Origin of the sequence: Pseudomonas sp. PSB11 (genome assembly GCF_014596605.1) — a bacterium.
In the GTDB taxonomy this organism is placed as follows: Bacteria; Pseudomonadota; Gammaproteobacteria; order Pseudomonadales; family Pseudomonadaceae; genus Aquipseudomonas; species Aquipseudomonas umsongensis.
In genome coordinates, this window is sequence record NZ_NOIO01000022.1 from 15,698 (window position 1) to 39,035 (window position 23,338).

Consider the following 23,338-nt stretch of genomic DNA (forward strand, 5'->3'; position numbering starts at 1 on the left):
TCACTTGGACAACCGCGTCAGGTACTCTTCCAGGGCTTTGGAGTAGTTATCGGCGTACCACTGGGCATTAAGGGCGATCTGTTTTTTCAGGTTCGCTTCGGAGCCGCAGTTGGCTTCCAGCTGCTCGGCCGACATCAGTTTTTCGGTCGCGCTGTTCGACGGACCATTGCCCAGTGCTTCGAACAACTTGAGCTGGCCTTCAGGCTGCATGGCTTGCTGAATGAACTGCATGGCCGGCTGGGTGCCCGCCGGGTTGCCGTTCAGCACGGCCCAGCTGCTGGAGTTGATGAAACCGTTGTCGAAGCTCCAGCGCACGCGGTTGTCGGTGTCTTCGCTGAGCAGTTTGGCGCGGGTGTGCCAGATCGCCCCCACCGACACTTCGCCGTCGACCATCAATTGCTGGCTCTCGGCGCCCGAGCTCCAGAACGACAGCACGTGAGGCTTGATCTCGTCGATCTTCTTCAAAGCCCGCGGCACGTCCAGCGGGTAGAGCTGATCAGCGGGAACGCCGTCGGCGAGCAGGGCCGCTTCGAGCATCCCGTTCATCCATTTGTACAGCGTGCGCTTGCCCGGGAATTTCTTTACGTCCCAGAAATCCGCCCAGGTCTTTGGCCCGTTGTCGCCGAATTTTGCGCTGTCCCAGGCCATCACGTAGCTGAACTGGTAGCTGGCGATGCCGAAGTCAGAGCTGAGCGCCGGGGCTGCCTGATCGCGCTTGATGGTGGTGTAGTCCAGCGGTTGCAGGATCTTCTCGCGACCCAGCACAATGGCGCTGTAGCTCTCGACGTCGACCACGTCCCAGCTCGGTTGTCCGCTGGCCAACTGCGAGCGGATCGCGCCCTCGGTCGGGCCGGCGCCGTCGATGCGCACCTGGATGCCGGTGTTTTTGGTAAAGGTGTCTGTCCATGCCGAACGGAACGCGTTCAAGGCATCACCGCCCCAGTTGACCACCACCAGCGGCTTGTCCGCCGACCAGCTGATGCCACTGCGCATCGCCAGCGGTACTGCCGCCAACAGGCCCATGGCCTGGATGAAGGTGCGACGATTGATCTGACCGCCACGGGCTTTTTCGATTAGCACTTCGATGCAGTCTTGTTGGTGATCCTGGCGCATTGGGCAAGTCCTCAGTCGGCGGATGCCTGCGTGGGCACCGGCCTTTTTGTTGTCATTGGAAGAGAGCTTTGTGACGCAATGTGTTGGGGGGGAATCAGGCCTGGAGCAGGAAGCTTTGCTGCACCGGCCAGCTCAGCCAAACCGGCGCACCGCTGGGCATCAGCGCGCCCGGGTGATTGCCCGGTACGGACAGGTTGATCGGCAATGTATCGCCGCCGACTTTTAGCGCCAGGTGGGTGCTGGAGCCTTGATAGACCTTGTCTGTGAGCTGCGCGGGCATCACGTTGTAGCCCTCCGTGGTCGGGCAATCGCTGTGCAGTTCCATGTGCTCTGGGCGTACGGCCAATACGATCGGCGCATTGCTCAATGCGTTCGGTGCAACGGCGTGTAACACGCTGGTGCCACAGCGGCCGCTGGCGGTCTGGCCGTTGCGGGTCAGGTTGTCCAGCGGGAACAGGTTCATCTTGCCCAGGAACTCGGCGACGAAACGGCTCTCGGGGCGGTTATAGATGTTTTCCGGCGTGTCGACCTGGGTCAGCTTGCCGTGGTTGAAAATCGCGATGCGCGAGGACAGCGCCAGGGCTTCGTTCTGGTCGTGGGTGACGAAGACGAAACTGGTGCCGACCTGACGGTGGATGCGTTGCAATTCGGTTTGCAGCTGTTCGCGCAGGTTCTTGTCCAGGGCTGACAGCGGTTCGTCGAGCAGCAACAGTTCCGGTTCGAACACCAGCGCCCGGGCAATCGCTACGCGCTGCTGTTGGCCACCGGACAGCTCGGCGGGCTTCTTGTGCATGTGCGCTCCGAGGCCGACCACTTCAAGGATGTGCTTGACCCGGCGATTGCGTTCTTCGGCCGCGACTTTGCGGATACGCAGCGGGTAGGCGACGTTGTCGGCCACGCTCATGTGCGGGAACAGTGCATAACCCTGGAACACCATGCCGTAGTTCCGCTTCTCGGCGGAGCGCCGGATGATGTCGACGCCTTGCTCCATCAGCCTGCCTGAGGTCGGGCTGAGGAAACCGGCCAGGATCATCAGCAAGGTGGTCTTGCCCGAGCCGGAGGGGCCCAGCAGGGTCAGGAATTCGCCTTGGCGAACATCCAGGTCGACGTTATCCAGCGCCGCGAAACGGCCGTAATACTGGCTGATACCTTGAGCGCTGAGCTGAATCGCTGAACGGCTGGACACAATGAGGTTCCTCTTTTTATTGCCCATAAGACGTACGAGGACGGATGCGAATCCGAAATGGGCTTTGGGCGTATTATTGTTAAAAATATCGCTACATCAATGGAATTATTTTGCCCGTATTGGTTAGTTTTTTTACTCATTTGCCGGTGTCGCCCAGACGGCTTTTCTGTAGGAGCCGGCTTGCTGGCGATAGCGTTCTTCAGGCCGCCATCGCCAGCAAGCCGGCTCCTACAGATCTGCGGTGGTCAGGCATCCCGCTCTGTCCTCAGAGGGTGTCCTGCCAGGTCTGGTGGGAGGACTGCAGCTGCGTCTTGACCCAGTTGCTGAAGGCCTGGACCACTGCGCGCTCGGCCTTTTGCGGATCGACGGCGAGGTAGTAGCCACGGTGCAGGTCAATGGTGATGTCGAAGGGGCGTACCAGCAGGCCCTTGGACAAGGCATCGCCGCTAATCAGGTTGTCGCCGATCGCGATACCCTGGCCGGCAATGCACGCCGACTGCGCGCAGTGCGCATCGGAGAACAGGATGCCGCTCGTCGCGTTGACCCCCGAAGCCCCCGCGGCGGTCAGCCAGACGCGCCAGTCCGAATAATCGGTCATGTGCAACAGCGGGTAGTTGCTCAGTTCCTGCGGGTTTTTCAGGCCGCTCAGGGCGTTGATCAGGCGCGGGCTGCACACCGGGAAGAAGCGCAGCGCAACGATTTCTTCGACCACCATCTCCGGCCAGTCGCCAATCCCGTAGGCGATGAACAGGTCGGCGCCGGGGTTGTTGATATCGTCCGGTGTGCGTGGGGAAATCAGCTGCAATTGCACCTGCGGATACTGGCGCAGGAACGCGCCGATGTGGTGGCACAGCCAATAGGTGGCAAACCCCGGTGCGCAACTGACGCACAGCCGGCCGGAGATTTCCTGGTCGTCGACCAACTGCCCGGCATCGAGCAGGTTCAACAAGATCCCGTGCACCTCCCTGGCGTAACGTTCGCCCTGGTAAGTCAGGCCAATGCCGCGGCCAATGCGCTCGGTGAGGGGGAAGCCGACACATTCCTCCAGCTTGCTGATCTGGTGGCTGATGGCGCTACGGGTCAGGTTCAGCTCACGGGCCGCAACCGACACGCTGCCGGTGCGGGCGACTGCGTCCAGCGCGCGAAGGGCGGTCATCGAAGGAAAACGCATAAATCATCCCGGTCTTGTTGTGAGCTCGTATGGTGACGTAAATCGAACAGTCAGGCCAAAAAAAATCGATTGTTGTATCGGTTGATTCAACAATACTAGCGCCAATTGTCCTTGGGCCGGTATCGCCCATCATCAAAGAGGTGCTGCATGACCCGTTGTGCCCAGGCGCTCGTTCAGTTGCTGGAAGGTTATGGCGTTGAAACCGTCTTCGGCATTCCCGGCGTGCACACCGTCGAGCTGTATCGCGGCTTGCACGGCAGCCGCCTGCAACACGTCAGCCCACGCCACGAGCAGGGCGCCGGGTTCATGGCCGACGGTTATGCCCGCGCCAGCGGCAAGCCGGGGGTGTGTTTCATCATCACCGGTCCCGGCATGACCAACATCATCACCGCCATGGGCCAGGCGTATGCGGACTCGGTACCGATGCTGGTGATCTCCACCTGCAACCGTCGCGAGCACTTGCGCCTTGGGCACGGTCACCTGCATGAACTGCCGGACCAGCGTGCGCTGGTCGCCGGTGTCTGCGCCTTCAGCCATACGCTGCAGCACCCGTCGCAGTTGCCGGAAGTGCTGGCGCGGGCCTTTGCCCTGTTCGGCTGCACGCGGCCACGGCCGGTGCACATCGAGATTCCGCTGGACGTGCTGGAAATGCCTGCCGATGGCCTGGACTTGCGCCCGCGGGCATTGCCGGCAGCACCGGCCCCGGCAGCCACGGCCATCGCCGGCGCAGTCGAATTGATCCAGGCGGCGAAGCGTCCGTTGATCCTTGCCGGTGGCGGCGCGCGCCGCGCCAGCGAGGCCCTGACTGCACTCGCCGAACGCTTGCAGGCCCCCGTGGCATTGACCACCAACGCCCGTGGTTTGCTAGCTCCCGAGCATCCGTTATTGCTCGACGGTGTGCAGTCTTCGGCCCACGGCCGCGAGCTGTTCGCCGAGGCCGACGTGGTGCTGGCGGTCGGCACTGAGCTGGGGGAAACCGACTACGACTTTTTCGGCCTTGGCCCCTTGCAGTTCAAGGCGCCGCTGATTCGCCTGGACATCGACCCGCTACAGATACTCGGGGTGCAGGCGGCTACGGTCGGCTTGTTGGGTGACGCCGAACAAGGCTTGCTCGCGTTACTGGCGCAACTGCCGCAACGCGAGGCCGATGGCGCCTGGGCCGCTGCGCGGGTGAGTCGGGTCAACGCCCTTGAACAGGCCGGCTGGACGGCGAAACAAAATCGCATGCAAGCGCTGCTCGATACGCTGCGCGATTGCCTGCCCCAACCGCTGATCGTCGGTGATTCGACCCAGCCGGTGTACCAGGGCGCCCTGGGCTACCGGGCGCCAACACCCAACAGCTGGTTCAACGCCGGCAGTGGCTACGGCACCCTCGGCTACGGCTTGCCCGCCGCCATCGGCGCCAAGCTCGCGCAACCCTTGCGTCCGGTGGTGGCGTTGGTGGGCGACGGTGGCTTGCAGTTTTCCAGCGCCGAACTGATCGCCGCCAGGGAAGCCGGCGTTGGCGTGATCCTGCTGCTGTGGAACAACAGCAGCTACGCCGAAATCCGCGACTACATGAACGCCAGGGCGGTGCCCTTGCTCGGGGTGGACATCCTCACGCCGGACTTCGCCGCTCTCGCGCAAAGCTGCCACGTCTCCCACCACCGGGCGAGCACTCTGCAAGCGCTGCGCGAGTTGCTGGGGCAACTCGGCAATTGCCATGAACCGGTGATGATCGAGGTCGATGCGGCAACGTTTCTGGCTGACTAAAACAACAACAATTTTTTCAGGCCCCCGATGCGCCCGACGCCCGGTGGACCTTTCAATCTCCTGAACTCAAAGGTGGCTTACATGGCTGAGTCCGATAACTTTTCCTCTACCCATTCCGTGCAGGGGACCTACGCCGACCTGATCCTGGCCAATGGTCGTATCTACACCCAGGACCTTGCCAACCCGTGGGCCGAGGCCGTGGCCATTCGCGACGGCAAGTTGATCGGTGTTGCCAGCCTTGGTCAGATCGAGATGTTCAAGGGCCCGAACACCCGCGTGCATGACCTGCAAGGTGCGTTCTGCATGCCGGGCCTGCACGACATGCACACCCACCCCGATCTCGCACTGGCGCCGCGCTACGCCGATGACCTCGACGTCGGCATCGAAGACCCGACCCCGGAACAGCTGCGCGAAAGCATTCTCGCCTACGCCGACAGCCATCCCGGCGATGGCTGGATCTACGGCCAATACTGGGTGCGCTACACCTTCCGCGAAGCGGGCCTGACCCCGGGGCGTGCCTGGCTCGACAGCGTCATGCCTGACCGTCCCGTGGCGCTGCTCGACCGCATGTGGGGCACCATGATGGTCAACTCCAAGGCCCTGGAACTGGCTGGGATCGATGGCAACACCTCAGACCCGCGCAACGGCTATTTCGAGCGTGACGAACTGACCGGCGAACCCACCGGCCTGATGATCGATGGCGCCTACGCGATGATCCACGCCGCCATGCCGCCGACACCGGTCAGCGTGCTGCGCCGCGCTTATCGCGATGGCGTGCACTTCCAGAGCTCGCGCGGGGTCACGGCAAGCAAGTATGTGCACGTCTGCGAACAGCGCTTGCAAGCCCTGAAGGCGCTCGATGACAGCGGTGAACTGACCGTGCGCATCGAAGCGGCGATCAGTTGGCAGGACGACATCTTCCCGGTGCGTCGTCGCTGGGAATTGCTGGCGGGCGAGCGTCACTACTATCGCAGCGCACGCCTGAGCGCCAACGCGGTGAAGTTTCACTTCGACGGTACCGTGGAGCCAAAGTCTTCGTACCTGCTGACCCCATGGCCAGAGGAAAAGAGCTGGCGCGGCAAGCTCAACCTGACACCGGAGCACATCACCGACATGGTGGTGGACATGGACCGCAAGGGCATCCGCGTCATTGCCCATTGCACCGGCGACGGCGCCTCCGACGTGTTCCTCGATGCCGTGGCCGAGGCGCGTCGGCGCAACGGCTTCAGCGGTGTGCGTCACCAGTGCGCCCACAGCACCTTGCTGCACCCGGGCAACCTGCCGCGTTTCAAGGAACTGAACGTCATCGCCGAATTTTCCCCGGCGGCCTGGTACCCGACACCGTTCGCCAGCGGTGCGCGGTCCGGTTACGGCCAGGAACGGCTCAAGCGCATCTACGACTTCAAGGGCGTGCTCGCCGCGGGTGGCACCGCCGTGATGGGCACCGACTGGCCGGTGGCGTCTATCGACCCGTGGCTGGCGCTGGAAACCATGATCACCCGGCAGAACCCGTGGAACGACGACCCGGCCTGCTTCGGCGACCCGATCAGCCTCGAACAGGCGCTGACCGTGATTACCAGCAACGGCGCCGTGGCCATGGGCCTGGAGCACAGCACCGGCAGCCTGCAAGTGGGCAAGTCGGCGGACCTGATCGTGATCGACCGTGACCTGTTTGCTGCACCGGCACGCAACTACATCCACAAGACCCAGGTGCTGCTGACCTTCGTCGAAGGGCAACTGGTCTACGACCGCCATTCGACGCTGGAAGCCGTTGGCCTCAAGGCGGTCTGGCAGGGCGAACCACCGGTGCTGGAGGGCAAGGCGTAATGACCACGCCACGTATTGCCGTGACCGTCGTCTCGGGTTTTCTCGGGGCTGGTAAAACCACCTTGCTCAACCGCATGGTGCGCCGTGCCGAAGGCAGCCGCCTGGCGGTGATCGTCAACGATTTCGGCGAGCTGAACATCGATGCTGCGATCGTTTCGGAGGTGACCGACGCGGTGTACAGCCTGCAAAACGGCTGCATCTGCTGCACCGTGCAGGAAGACCTGCTGGCCCAACTGGGCAGCCTGGCGCAATTGCAGCCGCGGCTGGAGCGCATCGTCATCGAGTGCAGCGGCGTGTCCGATCCGCAGCGCATCGTGCAGACCCTGGCTTATCCACAGCTGCGTAGCCAGATGCAACTGGACATGGTGATCACGGTGGTCGATGCCACTCGCCATCTGCAACTCGACGGCGAGTACGCGCGACTGGCGCGGGCGCAAGTGGCCGCTGCCGATTTGCTGCTGTTGAACAAGACCGATCTGGTCGACGAGACGCAGTTGCAGGCATTGCGCGAGGCGTTGGGGCTCAGGACCCGCGTGCATGAAAGCGTGCAGGCGCAGTTGCCGGATGCGCTGTGGCTGGATACCGAACTGGAGCTTGAACCTCGCAAAGTCAAACCGCTGACACGGGTGTCCGATGGCGATCACGGCGAGATGTTCAGCAGTTGGTTGTGGCAGAGTAACGCGGCCCTGGATGCCGACGGATTACGCGGCTGGTTGCAGGCGCTGCCCAGCGATGTGTTCCGGGTCAAGGGGCTGGTGAAGCTGGCGCAGGGCAACAAGGCGCACTGGCTGCAACACGTCGGTACCCGCAGTCAGTTTTTGCCGGCGACCGACGAAGCCGGCGTCGATACTACCCGGCTGGTGTTCATCGCCCGACGTGGCTTCGACGGTTGGGAGGCCTTGGGTCAGGGACTTGAGGCCTCTACCGTGAAGGTGAACGCATGAGCCCGACCGAACAACGTTTGCGCGAAGAACTCGCCGCCTGTTATCGCCTGGTGGCGCATTTTCGCATGACCGATTTGATCTTTACCCACATCTCGGTGCGCATTCCGGGGCCGGAGCATCACTTCCTGATCAACCCCTACGGGCTGATGTTCGATGAGATCACCGCGTCCAACCTGGTGAAAATCGACCTCGATGGCAACGCGGTGGAACCGTCGCGGTACCCGGTGAACCCGGCCGGTTTCGTGATCCACAGCGCCATTCACGGTGCCCGTGAAGACGCGCAATGCGTGTTGCACACCCACACTAAATCCGGTTGTGCGGTGGCGGCGTTGAAGTGCGGGCTGTTGCCGGTGAACCAGATTTCCATGGAGTTCTACAACCGTGTGGCCTACCACGACTACGAAGGCGTGGCGCTGGACCTGAGCGAGCAGCGGCGGCTGGTGGCGGACATGGGCGACAAGCCGGTGCTGATGCTGCGCAATCACGGTTTGCTGACGGTGGGCGAGACGGTAGGGCAGGCGTTCATGCGCATGTATTACCTGGAAAAGGCCTGCGACATTCAGTTGGCAGCCATGGCTGCCGGGGAGCTGGTGTTGCCGTCGCCCGAGGTTTGCGCGCATACCGAGCGGCAGTTCAATGAGCCGGGACGGGCGCTGGAGGAGGGTGAGCTCAATGATCCAGATGCGATGCAACTGGCCTGGGCGGCGTTGCTGAGATTGCTGGAGCGGGTGGCGCCGGATTATCGGGACTGACCTGAGTTCTATATTGTTTGAGCTGGCCTATTCGCGAGCAGGCTCGCTCCCACAGTTGATTTGGGTTGCCACAAATTCTGTGTACGACGCAAATCCCCTGTGGGAGCGAGCCTGCTCGCGAAAGCGGTGTGTCAGGCGCCCTGACTTTTCAGACTTGCCCCGGCGTATTCAGGTTCATCGACCGCTCCGCCAATCCCGCCGCAGTCTGTTCATCGATCGGCAACAAAAACCGAAACGTCGCCCCACGCCCCGGCCTGTCGGTCAACTGAATCTCAAGCCCATGCAATTGCAGGATGCGGTGCACAATACGCAACCCCAGCCCGCCATCGCGCCGTGCACCACCGATATTGAACGGCCGCAAAAACAGACCCTCGCGCAATTCGGGAGCAATACCAGGGCCCGTGTCGCTGACAGTCACTTCAATAAACGAGCCTTGGGGACGCAAACCCAATTCGATCTCGCCACCTGGCGGTGTATGGCGCAACGCGTTGTCGAAAAGATTGGTCAACACCCGCTCGATCAATCCCAGGTCGGCGCAGGCTGCAGAAACGTTGGGGGCGAACGTGGCCTTCAATTCAACCTGCCGCGCCTCGGCCGTCAGTTCGAATTTCTGGAAAATGTCCTGGACCAGGTCGGTCAGCGAAAAACGCTCCAGCACCGGTTGCACAAAACCATGTTCCAGGCGCACAAGTTCCAGCAGCGACTGCGCCAGCCCACCGACCTTGCGGCTTTGATCCAGGGCGATGCCCAGGTAGCGGCGGCGGTCGGCGGCGGACAGCGTGGCGTCCTTGAGCGACAGGGTTTCCAGATAGCCGTGCAACGAGGCCAGCGGCGTACGCAGATCGTGGGAGATGTTTGCCACCAGTTCGCGGCGTTCCTGGTCCTGGCGGGTCAACGAGCGCCATTGTTCACCCAAACGCGCCTGCATCTGCCGGAAGGCGGCGTCGAGTACAGCAATTTCATCGTGGCTGGCGGCTTTTTCCAGGGGGACGGGCGGGGCCGGGGTTACCGGGACGCCATCGATGTCGAACTGGCTGACGGTTTCGGTGAGGCGGCGCAACGGCCGGGTGATCAGCGCAAACGCGGTGAGACCGGCAATCAGGCACAACAGCGCAACCAATCCAATGGACATCAGGGCGGTATTGAGCGCAGCACTGGTGGCGCCCCGTTCGGCCAGGCGATCGTGGTCTTCACCCAGCAGCACCACGTAGAGATACCCGACGGCCTTGCCATTGACCTTCAACGGTGCGGCGCTGAACACCTTGCGCGCGTCGACGCTGCGCGGATCATCACCGGTAATCGGCAAGGCGTCGCCCCTGAGCAGGCGCTGGATTGGTGCCATGTCGACACGCTCGCGTCGAATCCGGCCTTCGGGCGCGGCACTGCCGACAATCTTGCCCTCGGTGTCCAACAGGTACACCTCGACACTGGGGTTGACCTGCATCAGCTTGCTGAACAGATCCCGCACGGCATTGGGCATCAGGCCCTGGGTGTCCATCAGCACCGTGTCACTGGCGATATGCTGCGCCAGGTCCCGGGACAACCCTTGCACCACTTCCTGTTCATGCATCTGGTTGGACCGCACCTGCAGCCACGCCGAGGTGCCGCAGCACACCAGAAGTAGCACGGCGAACACCAGGGACAGGCGCTGCGTCAGGGTCAGCCTCATGGCGGCGATTCCTCCCCGGTGGCGAACTTGTAGCCGCGGCCCCAGACCGTGAGGATGCGTACCGGTTGCGCGGGGTCGGCCTCGATCTTGGCGCGCAGGCGATTGATGTGGGTGTTGACCGTATGCTCGTAGCCTTCGTGGCTATAGCCCCAGACGGCGTTGAGCAGGTCCATGCGCGAAAACACCTTGCCCGGTTGGCGGGCGAAAAAGTACAGCAGGTCGAACTCCCGGGGTGTGAGGTCCAGGCGTCGGCCGCCCTGGGACACTTCGCGGGTGATCGGGTCAATGGCCAGGCCGTCGATGAGCAGGCTGCCGGCGTCCATCTTCAGGTTGCGTGCCATGGCATCCACCCGGCGCAGCAGGGCTTTGACCCGGGCCACCAGTTCGAGCATGGAAAACGGCTTGGCCAGGTAATCGTCGGCACCGAGCTCCAGGCCGAGGATCCGGTGCACTTCGCTGGAGCGCGCACTGGTGATGATGATCGGCGTGTAGCGGGCCATGGCGCGTGCGCGGCGGCAGATTTCCAGGCCGTCGACACCGGGCAGCATCAGGTCGAGGATCAGCGCATCCCAGTTGCCTTGCTGCAGCAGGCGCATGCCTTCATTGCCGTCGGCGCTGTGCACCACCTCGAACTGCTCGTCACGCAGGTGCAGGCAGATCAGGTCGGCGATATGCAGGTCGTCCTCGACCACGAGGACGCGTTTGGTCTGTTCCATCCAGCTCGATCCCTCTGCGCATTGTGCGTAATGCCACTCACTGTAGGAGCTGCCGAAGGCTGCGATCTTTTGACTTTGATTTAAAAAAACAAGATCAAAAGATCGCAGCCTGCGGCAGCTCCTACAATCAAGTCAGTCAAGTCAGTCAAGTCAGTGAAGTCATTGAAGGGGCCATTGTGCGGGTTTTTCGCGGCCCGAGTTATCACGAATTGTTTAACTTCCTGTGAGGATTTGGCGATCACCCAAAGCCTAGGCTGTGTTCCATGAAACACCCCTGGATTTTTGGAGACGAGCATGTTTTCACGACGGCAATTTCTTCTCGCGAGCGGCGGGCTGGGGGTGGCAGCCCTGGCAATCGGCCTGTTGCCTAAGTTTTCCACAGGCACGGCATTGATCAGCGATGCCAGCGCCGCCGAGGCGTTTGAAGTGACCCACAGCGATAGCGAATGGCACGCCATCCTGAGCGACGAACAGTATGAAATTCTCCGCGAAGAAGGCACTGAACGGGCCTACAGCAGCCCGCTGAACAACGAGCACCGCGACGGCACATTCCTCTGCGCCGGGTGCCAGTTGCCGCTGTTCTCATCGGCGACCAAGTTCGATAGCCATACCGGCTGGCCGAGTTTCTGGGCGCCGCTGGACAAGGCCGTGGCCACTCGCCAGGACCGTTCCTACGGCATGTCGCGCGAAGAGGTGCACTGCCGGCGTTGCGGCGGGCATCTGGGCCATGTCTTCGACGACGGGCCGAAACCGACCGGTTTGCGTTACTGCATGAACGGTCTGGCGCTCAAGTTCGAGCCCAAAGCCGTCTGAATTTCTCAGGAGTCTGTGACATGAAAAATCTTTTCACCTGGCGCCGCACGCTGTTGGGGTTGGCCGCTGCCGGCATCATTGGCCAATGCTCGGCATTTTCCCTGGGCGGGGCTGAAGAGGGCGTGCTTCTACCCCCACCGGCCCTCGACGAAACCACCCAGGCCCGCAGCGAAACCGCGGTATTTGCCGGTGGTTGCTTCTGGGGTGTGCAAGGGGTGTTCCAGCATGTCAAAGGCGTGAAGAATGCCGTCTCCGGTTACGCCGGTGGCAAAGCTGATACGGCACAGTACGAACGCGTCAGCAGCGGCAGTACCGGTCATGCGGAATCGGTGGAAGTGACCTTCGACCCGAGCCAGGTCAGCTACGGCACCTTGCTGCAGATCTACTTCTCCGTGGCCCACAACCCGACCGAACTCAACCGCCAGGGGCCCGACACCGGCACCCAATACCGTTCGGCGATCTTTACCAAGAGCAGCGAGCAGCAACGGGTCGCCCAGGCCTACATTGCCCAGCTCGATGCCGCGCATTCGTTCGACAAGCCGATCGTGACCAAGCTGGAGAGCTTCAACGGTTTTTATCCGGCCGAAGAAGAGCACCAGGACTTCCTGACCGAGCACCCGACCTATCCCTACATCGTGATCAATGACTTGCCAAAGGTGGCACAGCTCAAGCAACTGTACCCGGATCGCTATCAGGAAAAACCGGTGCTGGTGAAGACGGGGATGTGACGGTCGTTATCCGGTGATCACATTCTTGCCGGCGATTTTCGACCGATACAGTGCCTGATCGGCCCTGGCCATCAGGCCGGTCTGTTGCTCCTCCTCGAAGCGCTGGACCACGCCGAAACTCATGCTCACGTGAAAGTCGCCCACCGATGGCATCTCCGATAGACCCTGGCGGATGGCTTCGGCCAGGGTCCTGGCCTCAGCCAGCGAGGTATCGGGCAGGACCGCGATGAATTCGTCGCCGCCCCAACGGGCCAGCACATCCCCCGCACGCAAACTGCGCTTGACTCGTTCGACCACCTGAATCAAAGCGGCATCGCCCAGTGCATGGCCGTAGTGATCGTTGATGCTCTTGAAGTCGTCGATGTCCATGGCGATCAGTGACAACGGCTGGCGAAAGCGCTGGGACCGCTCGCATTCCTGGCGCAGGGTCTGTTCCAGGCGATAGCGATTGGCGATCGACGTCAGGGCATCGGTTTCAGCCAACTTACGATTTTCTTCCAGTTGCTTCTGCAGTTGCTGATTGACCCTGGACAGCTCGCGGGTGCGTTCTTCAACGAGGGCTTCAAGGGATTGATTGCGCCGCTCGAGGGCTTCGAGCAGGCGCTTCTTGTCTTCGATGCTGCGGTGGGCGCCGACCATCCGCGCCACTGAACCGTCGGCATTGCGTGCCAGCACGTGGCCGCGGTCTTCGATCCAGATATAACGGCCGTCATGCGTGCGGCAGCGGTACTCGGCCTGATACACGGGCGTGCGCTGGCTCAGGTAGTCATCGAACAGGGCCATCACCTGCGGGAAATCATCGGGGTGAATGATGTTTTCCCAGGTCAACACGTTGTTATCCAGGGAGTGCGGCGTGTAGCCGAGCATTTCGTACCAGCGGGCGTTGCGGTAGACGAAGCCGGTGTTGGCGTTCCAGTCCCATATTCCGTCGCTGACCAGTTCCATGATGGTGTGCAGCATGCCTTCGTTCATGTCCGAGACATTGAACTTCAAGGGTTCGATACTCGATGCTTCTCCCATCGCTGCTCTCCCTGGCACGCGCCTGATAGCCAATGACCTGCTCAGTCAGGGAGATTAGTCCAAGGGTTGGCGAGGCTGCTAGTGCTTGCCCCACATCTGCACCGCGAAGTCGACGAAACGTCGCAATTTCGGCAGGCGGTAGCGGTCCTGGGCATACATCAGGTGCATCGGCCGGCTCGGTGGGTTGAATCCGGGCATCAAGGCCAGCAGTTTGCCGTCCTGGATGTCTTGCTCGACCAGGACATCGGGCAACATCACGATGCCCATGCCGGTTCGCGCCGCCTGATGCAGCCCTGCCGAGCTGTTGATCAGCATCGGTCCGCTGACCGCTACCGTGACTTCGCCTTCGGGGCCGGCCAGGCGCCATTCTTTCTCCACCGAATGCCAGTCATCGCCAGCCGGATAGGCGAAGGACAGGCAATCGTGGTGGCGCAGGTCTTCAGGGGTTTGTGGCGCGCCGCGACGGGCCACATACGCCGGCGATGCGCACATGGTCAGGGTGTAGTCGAGCAGCGGGCGGGCGATCAGGTTGGACGCCTCGATGGCGCCCAGGCGAAAGGCCACGTCCAGTCCGTTTTCCAGCAGGTCCGGACGCCGGTTGGTGAGCATCACGTCGAGTTTTACCCTGGGGTAGAGCAGGGCGAATTCGCTCAGGGCGGGTGCCAGTTTTTCGGTGCCGAAGGTCAAGGGCGCCGAGATGCGCAACGTGCCGCTGGGTTCATCCAGCGCTTGCTCGGCCAGGCGTTCGGAATCAGCCACCAGCCCCAACACTTCGAGGCAGCGCTGGTAATACGCAACGCCAAATTCGGTCAACCGCTGGCGCCGGGTCGTGCGGTTGAGCAGGCGCACGCCCAGGCGCTGCTCGAGGGCCTTGAGGTGGTTGCCGACCATGGTCGTGGACATTTTGCACTGCGCCGCGGCGCTCGTCATGCTGCCGGTTTCCACCACCTTGACGTAGACGGTCATTGCCTGGAACAGGTCCATTATCAAGCTCGACTTTAAAATGATTGAAGTATTGCAGTATTTATCCAGTTCAGGTGGCTAACCATACTGCAAAAACAACGACCCTTGATGGAGCTTGATGTCATGACCGCCGCCTGCCTGATGAGCACTTACCAACCCTTGGCCTTGAGTTTCAACAAGGGCCTGGGCACGCGCCTGTGGGACCAGGCCGGTCGTGAATACCTGGACGCGGTGGCCGGGGTGGCGGTGACCAACGTCGGCCACTCTCACCCGAAAATCGTCGCGGCGATCAGCGAACAGGCCGGCCTGTTGCTACACACTTCCAACCTCTACAGCATCGACTGGCAGCAACGCCTGGCGCGCAAACTGACCCAACTGTCAGGCATGGACCGGGCGTTCTTCAACAACTCCGGGGCCGAGGCCAATGAAACGGCGCTGAAAATTGCCCGTCTGCATGGCTGGCACAAAGGCATCGAGCAACCCTTGGTGGTGGTCATGGAAAACGCTTTCCATGGCCGCACCCTCGGCACCCTGTGCGCCAGCGATGGCCCGGCGGTGCGCCTGGGTTTCAACAAGTTGCCGGGGGACTTTGTCAAAGTGCCGTTCGGCGACCTCAACGCACTGGACAAGGTGCGCCAGGATTACGGCTCGCGCATCGTGGCCATCCTGATGGAGCCGATCCAGGGCGAAGGCGGTGTGCAACTGGCACCCCCCGGTTACTTGAAAGCCGTGCGCGAGCTCTGCAACCGGCGCTCATGGCTGATGATGCTGGATGAAATCCAGACCGGCATCGGCCGTACCGGGCAGTGGTTCGCGTTCCAGCACGAAGGCATCGTCCCGGATGTGATGACCCTGGCCAAAGGCCTGGGCAACGGCGTCCCGATCGGCGCCTGCCTGGCCCGTGGCAGAGCCGCCGAACTCTTTACCCCCGGTAGTCACGGCAGCACCTTCGGCGGCAACCCGCTGGCCTGTCGGGTCGGCTGCACGGTGCTGGACATCATCGAGGAGCAAGCCTTGCTGGAAAATGCCCGGCTTCAGGGCGAACGTCTGATAAGCAGGTTGCGCATGGAATTGGCGGATCAACCGAACGTCCTGGCGATCCGTGGCCAGGGCCTGATGATCGGCATCGAACTCAAGCAGCCGATCCGCGACCTGAGCCTGATCGCCGCCCGGGACCATGGGTTGCTGATCAACGTGACGCGCGGGCAAACCATTCGTTTGTTGCCGCCGCTGACGATTGATGAGCGGGAGGTGGAGATGATTGTCAGGGGGGTGAGTCGGGTGCTGAAAGCAGAACGGTGACTCCCTTCGTAGGCGCTGCCGCAGGCTGCGATTTTTTTGTTCTTGATGTGCGGCGGCTCTGGCGTCGTTGAAGATCAAAAGATCGCAGCCTGCGGCAGCTCCTACAGTAAATCGGTGGCGAACACTGTTATTTCCGTCCGATCCGTCAGCCGCATCTTCGTACCGGTAAACCCTTCGAACAGCCGCTGATGGGCCGTATATCCGCTGGAGTCATCGCGCTGGCGATAACTCCCCGCCCACTCCAGCAGGGCGATCAGGCGTTCATCGTCGTTGATTTCACGCTGGCGAATATTGGCGACGCAAACCTCGTCGGCAACGCTCAACCAGATCAGCGTCGTCGTGCGGGGCAGCAGTTCGCTGGCGATCCAGCCATACACGCCTTCGATCACCCAGCGCTCCTGCTCGGCCGCGACCCTCGCCATGGCCAAGGCTTCGGCGCGGGGGCGGGCGATGCTGTGTTCGTCGGACAGCCAGTGAGTGCGGTCGAGGTCGGTCCATGGCACCTGCAATCGCTCGGCCAGGCGTTGCGCCAGCCAGCTCTTGCCGGAACCGGAGTTACCGATGATCAGGGTTCGGGTAAGGTCCATGAGCGACACCGATCAAACTGTGGGAGCGAGCCTGCTCGCGAAAGCGGTGTATCAGGTAGCATAAATGCTGAATGTTAAGCAGTCTTCGCGAGCAGGTCGGATCGCCGCACCGTCGCTCCCACAGGTTCTCCGTACAGCCCCTCAGTCATCGTTTGCAGGCGCCACCATTCGCGTCTTCGGCGAGCCATTGGCGTTGTGCTGAAAAATATCCCGTGGCTGCCCTTGTTCATTGAAGTACACCTGGCCGATCCCCGCCGAATTCCACAGTCGTTCGCCCGCTTCGGCATGTTCGGGCACGTGCGGCACGATGCGCATGCGCCGGCGCTTGGTCAGCCAGTTCAGCGGCGAGCGTGGTGAATACAGCCAGCGATTGAGGCGGTCGAACCACTCCAGCAGGGTCGGCGGGAACTCGTTCTTGATCCCGCTGCTGGTGATCTGCCAGATGCGCGGGCCGGCCTTGCGGTGGCGGATCAGCACTTCGTAGACGAAGGAGTAATGCACATCGCCGGACAGCACCACGTAGTTACCCGGCGTGCGCGAGTGGCGGAAAATGTTCAGGATCACCTGGGCCGCGCCGCGATGGGCCATCCAGTTCTCGGCGTCCACCAGCAGTGGATAGCCCAGCCAGCTGAACACTCTTTGCACGGTTTCAATCAGTTTGACGCCGAAGATCGGCGCCGGCGACACGATGATCGCCGAGGGGTGATCGAGCAGCTCCTGCTGCAGTTCGCAGAGGGCTTCCCAGTCCAGCAGGCCCGACGGTTGCTTGAGGTTCATCTCGCTGCGCCAGCGTCGGGTGCGGGTATCGAGCACCACCATGGCCGGGGTGGTGGGCAGCACGTAATGCCAGTGCTGGAAGCGCAGCAGCTCATCGATCAGAGCGTCCTGGACATCGCTGTCGAGGTAACGGTCATCTCCGGTGGCACTGAGCAAACGGGTCTTTTCCAGGACAGCGGTGAAGGCATCCGGATTGTTGCCCCAGCCCTGGCACAGCATGTAGGCCAGCAGCGCGTTGCCGATGATGCGTTTGGAAAACGCATGGCCGTAGGCCGTCTCCTCCCACTGCGCGGAAAGATTCCAGTCGTCGGTAATGTCGTGGTCGTCGAAGATCATCAGCGTCGGCACGTGCGCCAGGGCTCGGGCGACCTTGTCCAGGCCGGCCTTGAAGGCATCGATGCGCGTCTGCTCCAGGGCATAACGCTCGCGTCGCTCCTTGATCAGTTTCGGCGGTTTGGGCGCGATCAAGGCCCAGGGCGTCGGCGACCAGACCAGCAGGTACATGGCCATGACTTCGGCGAAGGTCACCAGGTGATTGTCGGCACTGCTGCTGGTGAAAATCGGCTTGCGCGCGCCGCCGAAAAAGCGCTCGCGCAGGGTTTCGTTGCTCTGTAGCGCCGGCAACAGATCCGCGCGGTGGTAATAACAGGCCGCGTGCCCGTAAAGCTCGGCGCTGTCGCTGACCACGGCGCCTTCCAGATGCTCACCGAACAACCCCAGCCGTTCGATCAGGGCGTGGATCGCCCGCAGGGTCGGCCCGGCTACATCGTCGGCGTAGACCTGATCGCCGCTCATCATCAGCAGCGCCGGACGGTCCGTGGCCGGGTGGTCTTGCGCCAACAACCCGTCGACGCACAGCAGGCCGTCGGTCGCCGGATGATGGGGTTTGCGGCAGGAGCCGTGCAGCAACTGATCGACGCGAGCGCGCAGGACAAAGTTCGGCGCAGTGGCGTCGCCATACAACAGATGCGGCGCCCAGGTGGCGATGCCGGTGCCGTCATCGATCAGCAGGTCGTACTCGATCAGTTCATCGCAGGGCAGGGCAACGTCCAGCGCTACGTCGATCAGGTGCACAAACCCATGGGTTCCCACCGTAACGACCGTGCATTGCCCGGCATCGAGGCGAATATCGCCCACGCCCTGCAAGCGCAGCGTCAGCTCCAGCGCCCGCGAGCCCACCAGCCACAGCACCAGCCGCGTGGGTTCCAGGCGTCGCAACAGCGGGCCGGCCAGCACGGGTGGCAGCGATTGAGGGGCATCGGGTATTGGCAGCGCTTGGGACATCCGGGATACAAACTCTTGAAGATACAGAGGCGGGCGATGATAGCGCAGCTGACGGCGACACAGGCTAAAGTGAAGTGGCCATTGCGTCTGTCACGAAATGATCCGCCGCCCCCAGGATACCCATGACATGAAGCCCACCCATACCTCGCACATCCGTCGAGCGTTCTACAAAGCCGTAGGTTACTACCTGCGAATTGTCTGGCCGATCTTTTCCACCATGCTGGTCGTCATCGTCACCTGCGGCCTGATCATCAGCTACCTGGAAGGCTGGGACGCTTTCGACGGCATTTACTTCGGTTTCGTGACCGGGTTGACCATCGGCTACGGCGAACTCGTGCCGAAACTGCCGATGTCGCGAATACTCGCGATATTGCTGGGGTTCAACGGCGTGCTGCTCACCGCGATCTTTGCGGCGATCAGCGTGCGGGCGATCGAGAGTGCGGTACGCACGACCGGCGAAGAAAAGTAAGGCAGGCCCGATGGCATGAAGTCGTGCTTAGATGCTCTTTTTGACAATCAGGGAGAGGCCAATGATCGACTTCAACAACAAGGGATTCTTCAAGCTCAAGCAAAATGCGGAATACGCCGAACGGGTTGCCGACCTTTTGCTCGACGGCGAAGAGGTCATCGATTCCTACAAGTCCATGCGCGACGGCGTGGTGTTCACCAACAAGCGCATCATTGCGGTGAACGTACAAGGCATCACCGGCAGCAAGAAAGACTTCACCTCGTTGCCATACAAAAACATCGTGGCGTATTCGGTGGAAACCTCGGGGACGTTCGACCTGGACTCCGAGCTGGAAATCTACTTTTCGTCATTGGGCAAAGTAAAATTCGAGTTCACCGGCAAGACCTCGATGGTCGAGATCTCCAAGCTGATCTCCCAACACTTGCTCTAACCCCCCCCTGTAGGAGCGAGTATGCTCCGGGCGGCGTTCCGACGATGGTCGATAACGATAACGCGGGAAGCCTGGCACCCCGCAGGCATGGGTCACCGCTCCATCCCACCATACTGTTCGCAGCCATTGACCAAGTTGTTGATCAATAAGAGGGCAATCATGAACAAAATCATCCTGCCAGTGCTGGCAATCCTGCTGACCGCGCAATCCCCGGCGTTTGCCATCAACGACAAGTACCGCAAGCAACTCGAGCAATCGGGTTGTACCCAGGTCAGCGAGACCCAGGGCTGTGATATCCACAAGAGCAAGGCGGAAAACGCCAAGGCCGGGTTCACCAACCCCGCCACGGACAACTCGACGACCCAGACGCCCTATGCCGGCCAGTGGGTAGCCAAAAGCGATGCAGGCGCGACAGTGGCCACCATCCGCATCGATGCCAAGGAACAGGTCTGGGTGAACGGCAAACGGGTTGACGCCAAACGCACCGACGGCACCCTGCAATTTCACCAGGGCAAACTTACCTTCACGCTTCAAGGTGATCGGCGGCTGACGGGCGAGGATTACTGGACGGACAGTGATGCCGGGACCAAGGGGCCGATTGAGATCGAGTGATCCAAACAGGAACTCGAGAGCGACGCTCCCATAGGGGGTGTGGTGAATTTTAGGTTTCTTCATTTCCTACAAAAAAAACAGAAAGCGGAGTGTCCCAGCGTCCCACTTGGCCCATTTATGTTAGTCGCTCAAAACTTCAAGGTCGTCCCTGCGTACACCATCAATATCGTCAGGGAAGATCAAATGACTATAGGTTCAAGCTACAACTACCCTTCATACGCAGCCACGCTAACCACCAGAAAAAAGCGCTCGACTGACAACAAATGGGCCGCCCGCTTTCCCAATCCACCCGACCTGTGTTTCGACTATCGATCACTGGTTGAACAGGCAAATGGTATAGCCAAGACCGCTGCCCCGGATCACCGAATTTGTATCGTCGGCGCGGGGGTGACCGGACTGACGGCAGCCCGAGAACTGTATCGCTGCGGTTTCACCAATATCACCCTCATAGAACAGTCCTCTCGAATAGGGGGCAGGCACTTAACCATTCCAGGAAGTCGTAACTCCACGGAAAGTCATACGCCGTTTGAAATGGGGGCCATGCGCATGCCCTTTTTCAATCGGGCAGACGAGCCACCGACAGAGGGCAGATCGCTCATGGCTTATTACGCGAAGGCGTTTGACCTTTCGTTTTCAGACTTTGCGAATCCCGGAAGCCAGTGGGTCCGTTCGACTGGTATTTACCTAAGAGAAGGCAGCATGGGGAACAGTGGCACCCCGGAGATGTTGATTTGGAAAAATGCCGATGGACTCACCCCTCCTCCTGGTGAGGAACTGCAAAAGGTTTATGCAAAGTGGAAGGATTTTGCCGATCGCATGACGAAACATGTTTCGGAAATTTACGCGAGTCCGCAATGGGAAAGCATGTGGGCTGCGATCGTAAACAAGTACGAGAGCGTTTCATTTCGCGATCTGGTCAGTATGCCGGCCCTTACAGCCTGGGATGAAAGCGCTCCCGGGGACTTTGGCGGAATGGGAATGTCCGCGGAAGAATCCGCAATTTTCTATGCGATAGGTATAGGTGACGGGAGCTGGGGGGCTTTTTACGACGTCTGCTGCCTTTACCCACTGCGAACTGCTATTTTTGGATTTAGCAGTCAGTTGCAACTGATCCATGGTCGGGTAAACGCAAATGGAGACCCACTGGCCTCGCCGTACCTACACAGCAAAGCTGTTTTTGACTCGGCTGGATTGAATTTCGACGTTCCGCGCTATATCGGACTCGCCGCTTTAGACGAATGCCTGATGTTTCTGAAGACCGTCGAAACCGGGAAGTCGGTTTACGAACACAGCATTGAAAGAAGCAATGGCCTCCTCACGGACTCATCCGTTACAAAACTTGAAAAACTGGCTAACCAGAAAATACGCGTCTACTTCAACTGGCAGAACAGTCGACCCGAGCATGCCGAGGAACGGTTCGACGAATTTGATTCGGTCATCATGACCCTACCGTCCTGGTTAATCGAGACTCGAATCGAACTGAAAAATTTCTCTCAGGAGATGCTGCCATTCGAGATAATCAACGCCTACAAAACGGCGCACTGGGAAACCAGCTGTAAAGTCTATGCACCGCTGAAAAAATCATTTCTTTCGAAGAACCACAAAATCCCGCAAACCATCGTCACCGACAGCTTTATCCACGATGTCTACACCTACCGCTACAACGATAACTATACATACGACTGCATCCTCTTGAGTTATACATGGGAGGATGACGCAACAAAACTCGCCTCATTCACCGACAAAGAACTGGTTACCAAGTGCGTCAAAGAGCTGGATCGCATCCTCATGAACTCCGCCAATATTCAGGAGAAAATCTCTCCTTACGTTGGGATTGATCAAGCGGTGGTCCAACGCTGGATAACCGACAAAAACGCCTTGGGTTGTGCAAAGCTCTACCGGCCCGGCACTTATTACGACGCAGTGAGCCTGATGAAGTACAACAGAGACTTCGCGCGTTCATCAGGCCTGTATTTTTCTGGGGAGTCATTTTCAGTCGATGCTGGCTGGACTGAACCTTGTTTCCGGGCGGCCGTCGATGCGGCGATTCACATCTGCGACAAAACCGCAGCAAAATTCAATGGCGGTTTTTCCATGAGTGACTATCCACACTACAAACTTAAAACCTGATGCCTCCGCCAGAGCCATGCACCTCTGGCATGGCTCTGCTTTCCCGCCTGACCAGGCCGACGAACAAAACACTCGCTCATGCATCTTCGGACAAAGGCTACAGCCTTATCGGAAACGTCTGACTTACGTCGGTTGGCTTTTCGAGTCTTATAAACACGCAATTAAACAGCGTGAATAAAAATAAAAAGAGGTCACCCGAAATGAGCGAGCCAACAAGCCCTGTGCGTGTAGCAGTCGTGCAATTCGATCCACAAGTCGGCATTGAAAACTGTGATGCAAATCTGTGTCGCAGCCTGGAATTGGCGCTGGAGGCGGTCAACGGTGGTGCGAATCTTGTCGTGCTGCCTGAACTGTCCAGCACCGGTTATTTCTTCAGCAGTCGGCAGGATGCCTTTGCACATGCGCAGTTGATACCCGGCGGACCAAGCGCGCAACTCTGGATCGATTTTGCCTACAGGCACAACGTCTACCTCGTGGCCGGCCTGGCGGAGCGCGACGGCATGCGACTGTTCAACACCGCGATGCTGGTAGGCCCTGACGGTTTTATCGGCAAGTATCGAAAGACGCATTTGTGGAACCTGGAGAAACTCTGGTTTACACCCGGCGATCTGGGTTTTCCGGTTTTTGATACGCCGATTGGTCGAATCGGCATGTTGATTTGCTGGGATATCTGGTTCCCCGAGGTGCCACGCATCCTGAGTCAACAAGGCGCCGACATCATTTGCAGCGTCAACAACTGGGTCTGGACACCGCCGCCGCTGTTCGACGATGCCGGCAAATGCATGGCGTCGTACCTGACGATGACAGCGGCGCACGTAAACAATGTGTTTATCGCCGCTGCCAGCCGGATCGGTGAGGAACGAGGTGCCCGCTACCTCGGATGCTCGCTGATCGCCGGCACCAATGGCTGGCCGATTGGCGCCGTAGCCTCGGCAGACCAGGAGGAAATCCTGTATGCCGATATTGACCTGACCAGCTCCCGCAGCGCCCCCATCTGGAACAACCTGAACGATCTGCATCGTGACCGTAGAGCCGACCTCTACGATCAGATGCTCGGCTACACCCAACACCCATGTCTCCCACGCTGATAGGG

General features: G+C 60.5%; 21 protein-coding genes. 12 read left to right on the plus strand and 9 right to left on the minus strand.

The genetic code is table 11. The features are described 5' to 3' along the window. The 3 genes from CGA21_RS21980 to CGA21_RS21990 form a co-directional block, all read right to left on the minus strand. On the minus strand, positions 1–1,113 hold the full coding sequence (locus tag CGA21_RS21980) for an ABC transporter substrate-binding protein (RefSeq protein WP_179056290.1): 1,113 nt from the start codon (positions 1,111–1,113) through the stop codon (positions 1–3). 94 nt (positions 1,114–1,207) lie between these two features. Further along, positions 1,208–2,299, minus strand: coding sequence for an ATP-binding cassette domain-containing protein (locus CGA21_RS21985; protein ID WP_110746995.1), 1,092 nt, complete (start codon positions 2,297–2,299; stop codon positions 1,208–1,210). A 265-nt stretch (positions 2,300–2,564) separates the two neighbouring features. Beyond that, the gene (locus CGA21_RS21990) at positions 2,565–3,470 is read right to left on the minus strand and encodes a LysR substrate-binding domain-containing protein (protein WP_188265033.1); all 906 of its coding nucleotides are present in this window, start codon (positions 3,468–3,470) and stop codon (positions 2,565–2,567) included. A gap of 147 nt (positions 3,471–3,617) precedes the next feature. On the opposite strand from CGA21_RS21990, the gene CGA21_RS21995 reads away from it, so the two are divergent. From CGA21_RS21995 to CGA21_RS22010, 4 genes are all read left to right on the plus strand, one after another. Then, a complete protein-coding gene (locus CGA21_RS21995) occupies positions 3,618–5,222 on the plus strand; it encodes a 5-guanidino-2-oxopentanoate decarboxylase (protein ID WP_188265034.1) in 1,605 nt (534 codons plus the stop codon). Positions 5,223–5,303: 81 nt separating this feature from the next. Then, the gene (locus CGA21_RS22000) at positions 5,304–7,049 is read left to right on the plus strand and encodes an amidohydrolase (RefSeq protein WP_188265035.1); all 1,746 of its coding nucleotides are present in this window, start codon (positions 5,304–5,306) and stop codon (positions 7,047–7,049) included. After that, positions 7,049–7,993 (plus strand): CobW family GTP-binding protein, encoded by a 945-nt coding sequence (locus tag CGA21_RS22005; protein WP_188265036.1) that lies wholly within the window; start codon positions 7,049–7,051, stop codon positions 7,991–7,993. Before CGA21_RS22000 ends, CGA21_RS22005 begins: the two co-directional genes overlap by 1 nt. Next, positions 7,990–8,745 carry a class II aldolase/adducin family protein gene (locus tag CGA21_RS22010; protein ID WP_188265037.1) on the plus strand — a complete coding sequence of 252 codons (756 nt, stop codon included), beginning with the start codon at positions 7,990–7,992 and terminating at the stop codon, positions 8,743–8,745. Before CGA21_RS22005 ends, CGA21_RS22010 begins: the two co-directional genes overlap by 4 nt. Before the next feature lie 148 nt (positions 8,746–8,893). On the opposite strand, the gene CGA21_RS22015 is transcribed toward CGA21_RS22010, so the two are convergent. Further along, positions 8,894–10,414: a sensor histidine kinase gene (locus tag CGA21_RS22015; protein WP_188265038.1), complete on the minus strand. Its 1,521-nt coding sequence runs from the start codon at positions 10,412–10,414 to the stop codon at positions 8,894–8,896. Beyond that, on the minus strand, positions 10,411–11,130 hold the full coding sequence (locus tag CGA21_RS22020; RefSeq protein WP_083348256.1) for a response regulator transcription factor: 720 nt from the start codon (positions 11,128–11,130) through the stop codon (positions 10,411–10,413). The genes CGA21_RS22015 and CGA21_RS22020 overlap by 4 nt, the downstream gene beginning before the upstream one ends. A gap of 294 nt (positions 11,131–11,424) precedes the next feature. On the opposite strand from CGA21_RS22020, the gene msrB reads away from it, so the two are divergent. Together msrB and msrA are read left to right on the plus strand one after the other, a co-directional pair. Continuing rightward, on the plus strand, positions 11,425–11,943 hold the full coding sequence (gene msrB, locus CGA21_RS22025; RefSeq protein WP_020795563.1) for a peptide-methionine (R)-S-oxide reductase MsrB: 519 nt from the start codon (positions 11,425–11,427) through the stop codon (positions 11,941–11,943). Between the two features lie 20 nt (positions 11,944–11,963). Next, positions 11,964–12,671: a peptide-methionine (S)-S-oxide reductase MsrA gene (gene msrA / locus CGA21_RS22030; RefSeq protein WP_083348257.1), complete on the plus strand. Its 708-nt coding sequence runs from the start codon at positions 11,964–11,966 to the stop codon at positions 12,669–12,671. Positions 12,672–12,677: 6 nt separating this feature from the next. On the opposite strand, the gene CGA21_RS22035 is transcribed toward msrA, so the two are convergent. Both CGA21_RS22035 and CGA21_RS22040 read right to left on the minus strand, forming a co-directional pair. Then, on the minus strand, positions 12,678–13,691 hold the full coding sequence (locus tag CGA21_RS22035; protein WP_110747009.1) for a sensor domain-containing diguanylate cyclase: 1,014 nt from the start codon (positions 13,689–13,691) through the stop codon (positions 12,678–12,680). Between the two features lie 78 nt (positions 13,692–13,769). After that, positions 13,770–14,675 carry a LysR family transcriptional regulator gene (locus tag CGA21_RS22040; protein ID WP_020795566.1) on the minus strand — a complete coding sequence of 302 codons (906 nt, stop codon included), beginning with the start codon at positions 14,673–14,675 and terminating at the stop codon, positions 13,770–13,772. Between the two features lie 102 nt (positions 14,676–14,777). Here CGA21_RS22040 and CGA21_RS22045 point away from each other — a divergent pair, with 102 nt between their 5' ends. Next, positions 14,778–15,956 carry an aspartate aminotransferase family protein gene (locus tag CGA21_RS22045; protein ID WP_188265039.1) on the plus strand — a complete coding sequence of 393 codons (1,179 nt, stop codon included), beginning with the start codon at positions 14,778–14,780 and terminating at the stop codon, positions 15,954–15,956. Between the two features lie 101 nt (positions 15,957–16,057). Here the strand turns inward: CGA21_RS22045 and CGA21_RS22050 are convergent, their stop codons facing one another. Both CGA21_RS22050 and CGA21_RS22055 read right to left on the minus strand, forming a co-directional pair. Next, the gene (locus tag CGA21_RS22050) at positions 16,058–16,543 is read right to left on the minus strand and encodes an AAA family ATPase (protein WP_188265040.1); all 486 of its coding nucleotides are present in this window, start codon (positions 16,541–16,543) and stop codon (positions 16,058–16,060) included. 141 nt (positions 16,544–16,684) lie between these two features. Beyond that, the gene (locus CGA21_RS22055) at positions 16,685–18,604 is read right to left on the minus strand and encodes an alkaline phosphatase D family protein (RefSeq protein ID WP_188265041.1); all 1,920 of its coding nucleotides are present in this window, start codon (positions 18,602–18,604) and stop codon (positions 16,685–16,687) included. Positions 18,605–18,731: 127 nt separating this feature from the next. On the opposite strand from CGA21_RS22055, the gene CGA21_RS22060 reads away from it, so the two are divergent. The 5 genes from CGA21_RS22060 (at position 18,732) to CGA21_RS22080 (ending at position 23,333) form a co-directional block, all read left to right on the plus strand. After that, entirely contained in the window at positions 18,732–19,073 is a 342-nt protein-coding gene (locus CGA21_RS22060) for a potassium channel family protein (RefSeq protein ID WP_110747018.1), read from the plus strand. 61 nt (positions 19,074–19,134) lie between these two features. Continuing rightward, entirely contained in the window at positions 19,135–19,503 is a 369-nt protein-coding gene (locus tag CGA21_RS22065) for a PH domain-containing protein (protein ID WP_188265042.1), read from the plus strand. A gap of 159 nt (positions 19,504–19,662) precedes the next feature. Further along, positions 19,663–20,115, plus strand: coding sequence for a hypothetical protein (locus CGA21_RS22070; protein ID WP_188265043.1), 453 nt, complete (start codon positions 19,663–19,665; stop codon positions 20,113–20,115). 183 nt (positions 20,116–20,298) lie between these two features. Further along, entirely contained in the window at positions 20,299–22,245 is a 1,947-nt protein-coding gene (locus CGA21_RS22075; protein ID WP_110747079.1) for a flavin monoamine oxidase family protein, read from the plus strand. Positions 22,246–22,445: 200 nt separating this feature from the next. Then, complete coding sequence (locus tag CGA21_RS22080) at positions 22,446–23,333, plus strand: nitrilase family protein (protein WP_188265072.1); 888 nt, start codon at positions 22,446–22,448, stop codon at positions 23,331–23,333. Positions 23,334–23,338: the final 5 nt, after the last annotated feature.

Coding starts and splice junctions, on each gene's coding strand:
- CGA21_RS22065 (WP_188265042.1), top strand. CDS start 19,135: ATGATCGACTTCAACAACAAGGGATTCTTCAAGCTCAAGCAAAATGCG.
- CGA21_RS22000 (WP_188265035.1), top strand. CDS start 5,304: ATGGCTGAGTCCGATAACTTTTCCTCTACCCATTCCGTGCAGGGGACC.
- CGA21_RS22075 (WP_110747079.1), top strand. CDS start 20,299: ATGACTATAGGTTCAAGCTACAACTACCCTTCATACGCAGCCACGCTA.
- CGA21_RS22005 (WP_188265036.1), top strand. CDS start 7,049: ATGACCACGCCACGTATTGCCGTGACCGTCGTCTCGGGTTTTCTCGGG.
- CGA21_RS22070 (WP_188265043.1), top strand. CDS start 19,663: ATGAACAAAATCATCCTGCCAGTGCTGGCAATCCTGCTGACCGCGCAA.
- CGA21_RS22080 (WP_188265072.1), top strand. CDS start 22,446: ATGAGCGAGCCAACAAGCCCTGTGCGTGTAGCAGTCGTGCAATTCGAT.
- msrB (WP_020795563.1), top strand. CDS start 11,425: ATGTTTTCACGACGGCAATTTCTTCTCGCGAGCGGCGGGCTGGGGGTG.
- CGA21_RS21995 (WP_188265034.1), top strand. CDS start 3,618: ATGACCCGTTGTGCCCAGGCGCTCGTTCAGTTGCTGGAAGGTTATGGC.
- CGA21_RS21980 (WP_179056290.1), bottom strand. CDS start 1,113: ATGCGCCAGGATCACCAACAAGACTGCATCGAAGTGCTAATCGAAAAA.
- CGA21_RS22035 (WP_110747009.1), bottom strand. CDS start 13,691: ATGGGAGAAGCATCGAGTATCGAACCCTTGAAGTTCAATGTCTCGGAC.
- msrA (WP_083348257.1), top strand. CDS start 11,964: ATGAAAAATCTTTTCACCTGGCGCCGCACGCTGTTGGGGTTGGCCGCT.
- CGA21_RS22010 (WP_188265037.1), top strand. CDS start 7,990: ATGAGCCCGACCGAACAACGTTTGCGCGAAGAACTCGCCGCCTGTTAT.
- CGA21_RS22045 (WP_188265039.1), top strand. CDS start 14,778: ATGACCGCCGCCTGCCTGATGAGCACTTACCAACCCTTGGCCTTGAGT.
- CGA21_RS22040 (WP_020795566.1), bottom strand. CDS start 14,675: ATGGACCTGTTCCAGGCAATGACCGTCTACGTCAAGGTGGTGGAAACC.
- CGA21_RS22050 (WP_188265040.1), bottom strand. CDS start 16,543: ATGGACCTTACCCGAACCCTGATCATCGGTAACTCCGGTTCCGGCAAG.
- CGA21_RS22015 (WP_188265038.1), bottom strand. CDS start 10,414: ATGAGGCTGACCCTGACGCAGCGCCTGTCCCTGGTGTTCGCCGTGCTA.
- CGA21_RS21990 (WP_188265033.1), bottom strand. CDS start 3,470: ATGCGTTTTCCTTCGATGACCGCCCTTCGCGCGCTGGACGCAGTCGCC.
- CGA21_RS22020 (WP_083348256.1), bottom strand. CDS start 11,130: ATGGAACAGACCAAACGCGTCCTCGTGGTCGAGGACGACCTGCATATC.
- CGA21_RS22055 (WP_188265041.1), bottom strand. CDS start 18,604: ATGTCCCAAGCGCTGCCAATACCCGATGCCCCTCAATCGCTGCCACCC.
- CGA21_RS22060 (WP_110747018.1), top strand. CDS start 18,732: ATGAAGCCCACCCATACCTCGCACATCCGTCGAGCGTTCTACAAAGCC.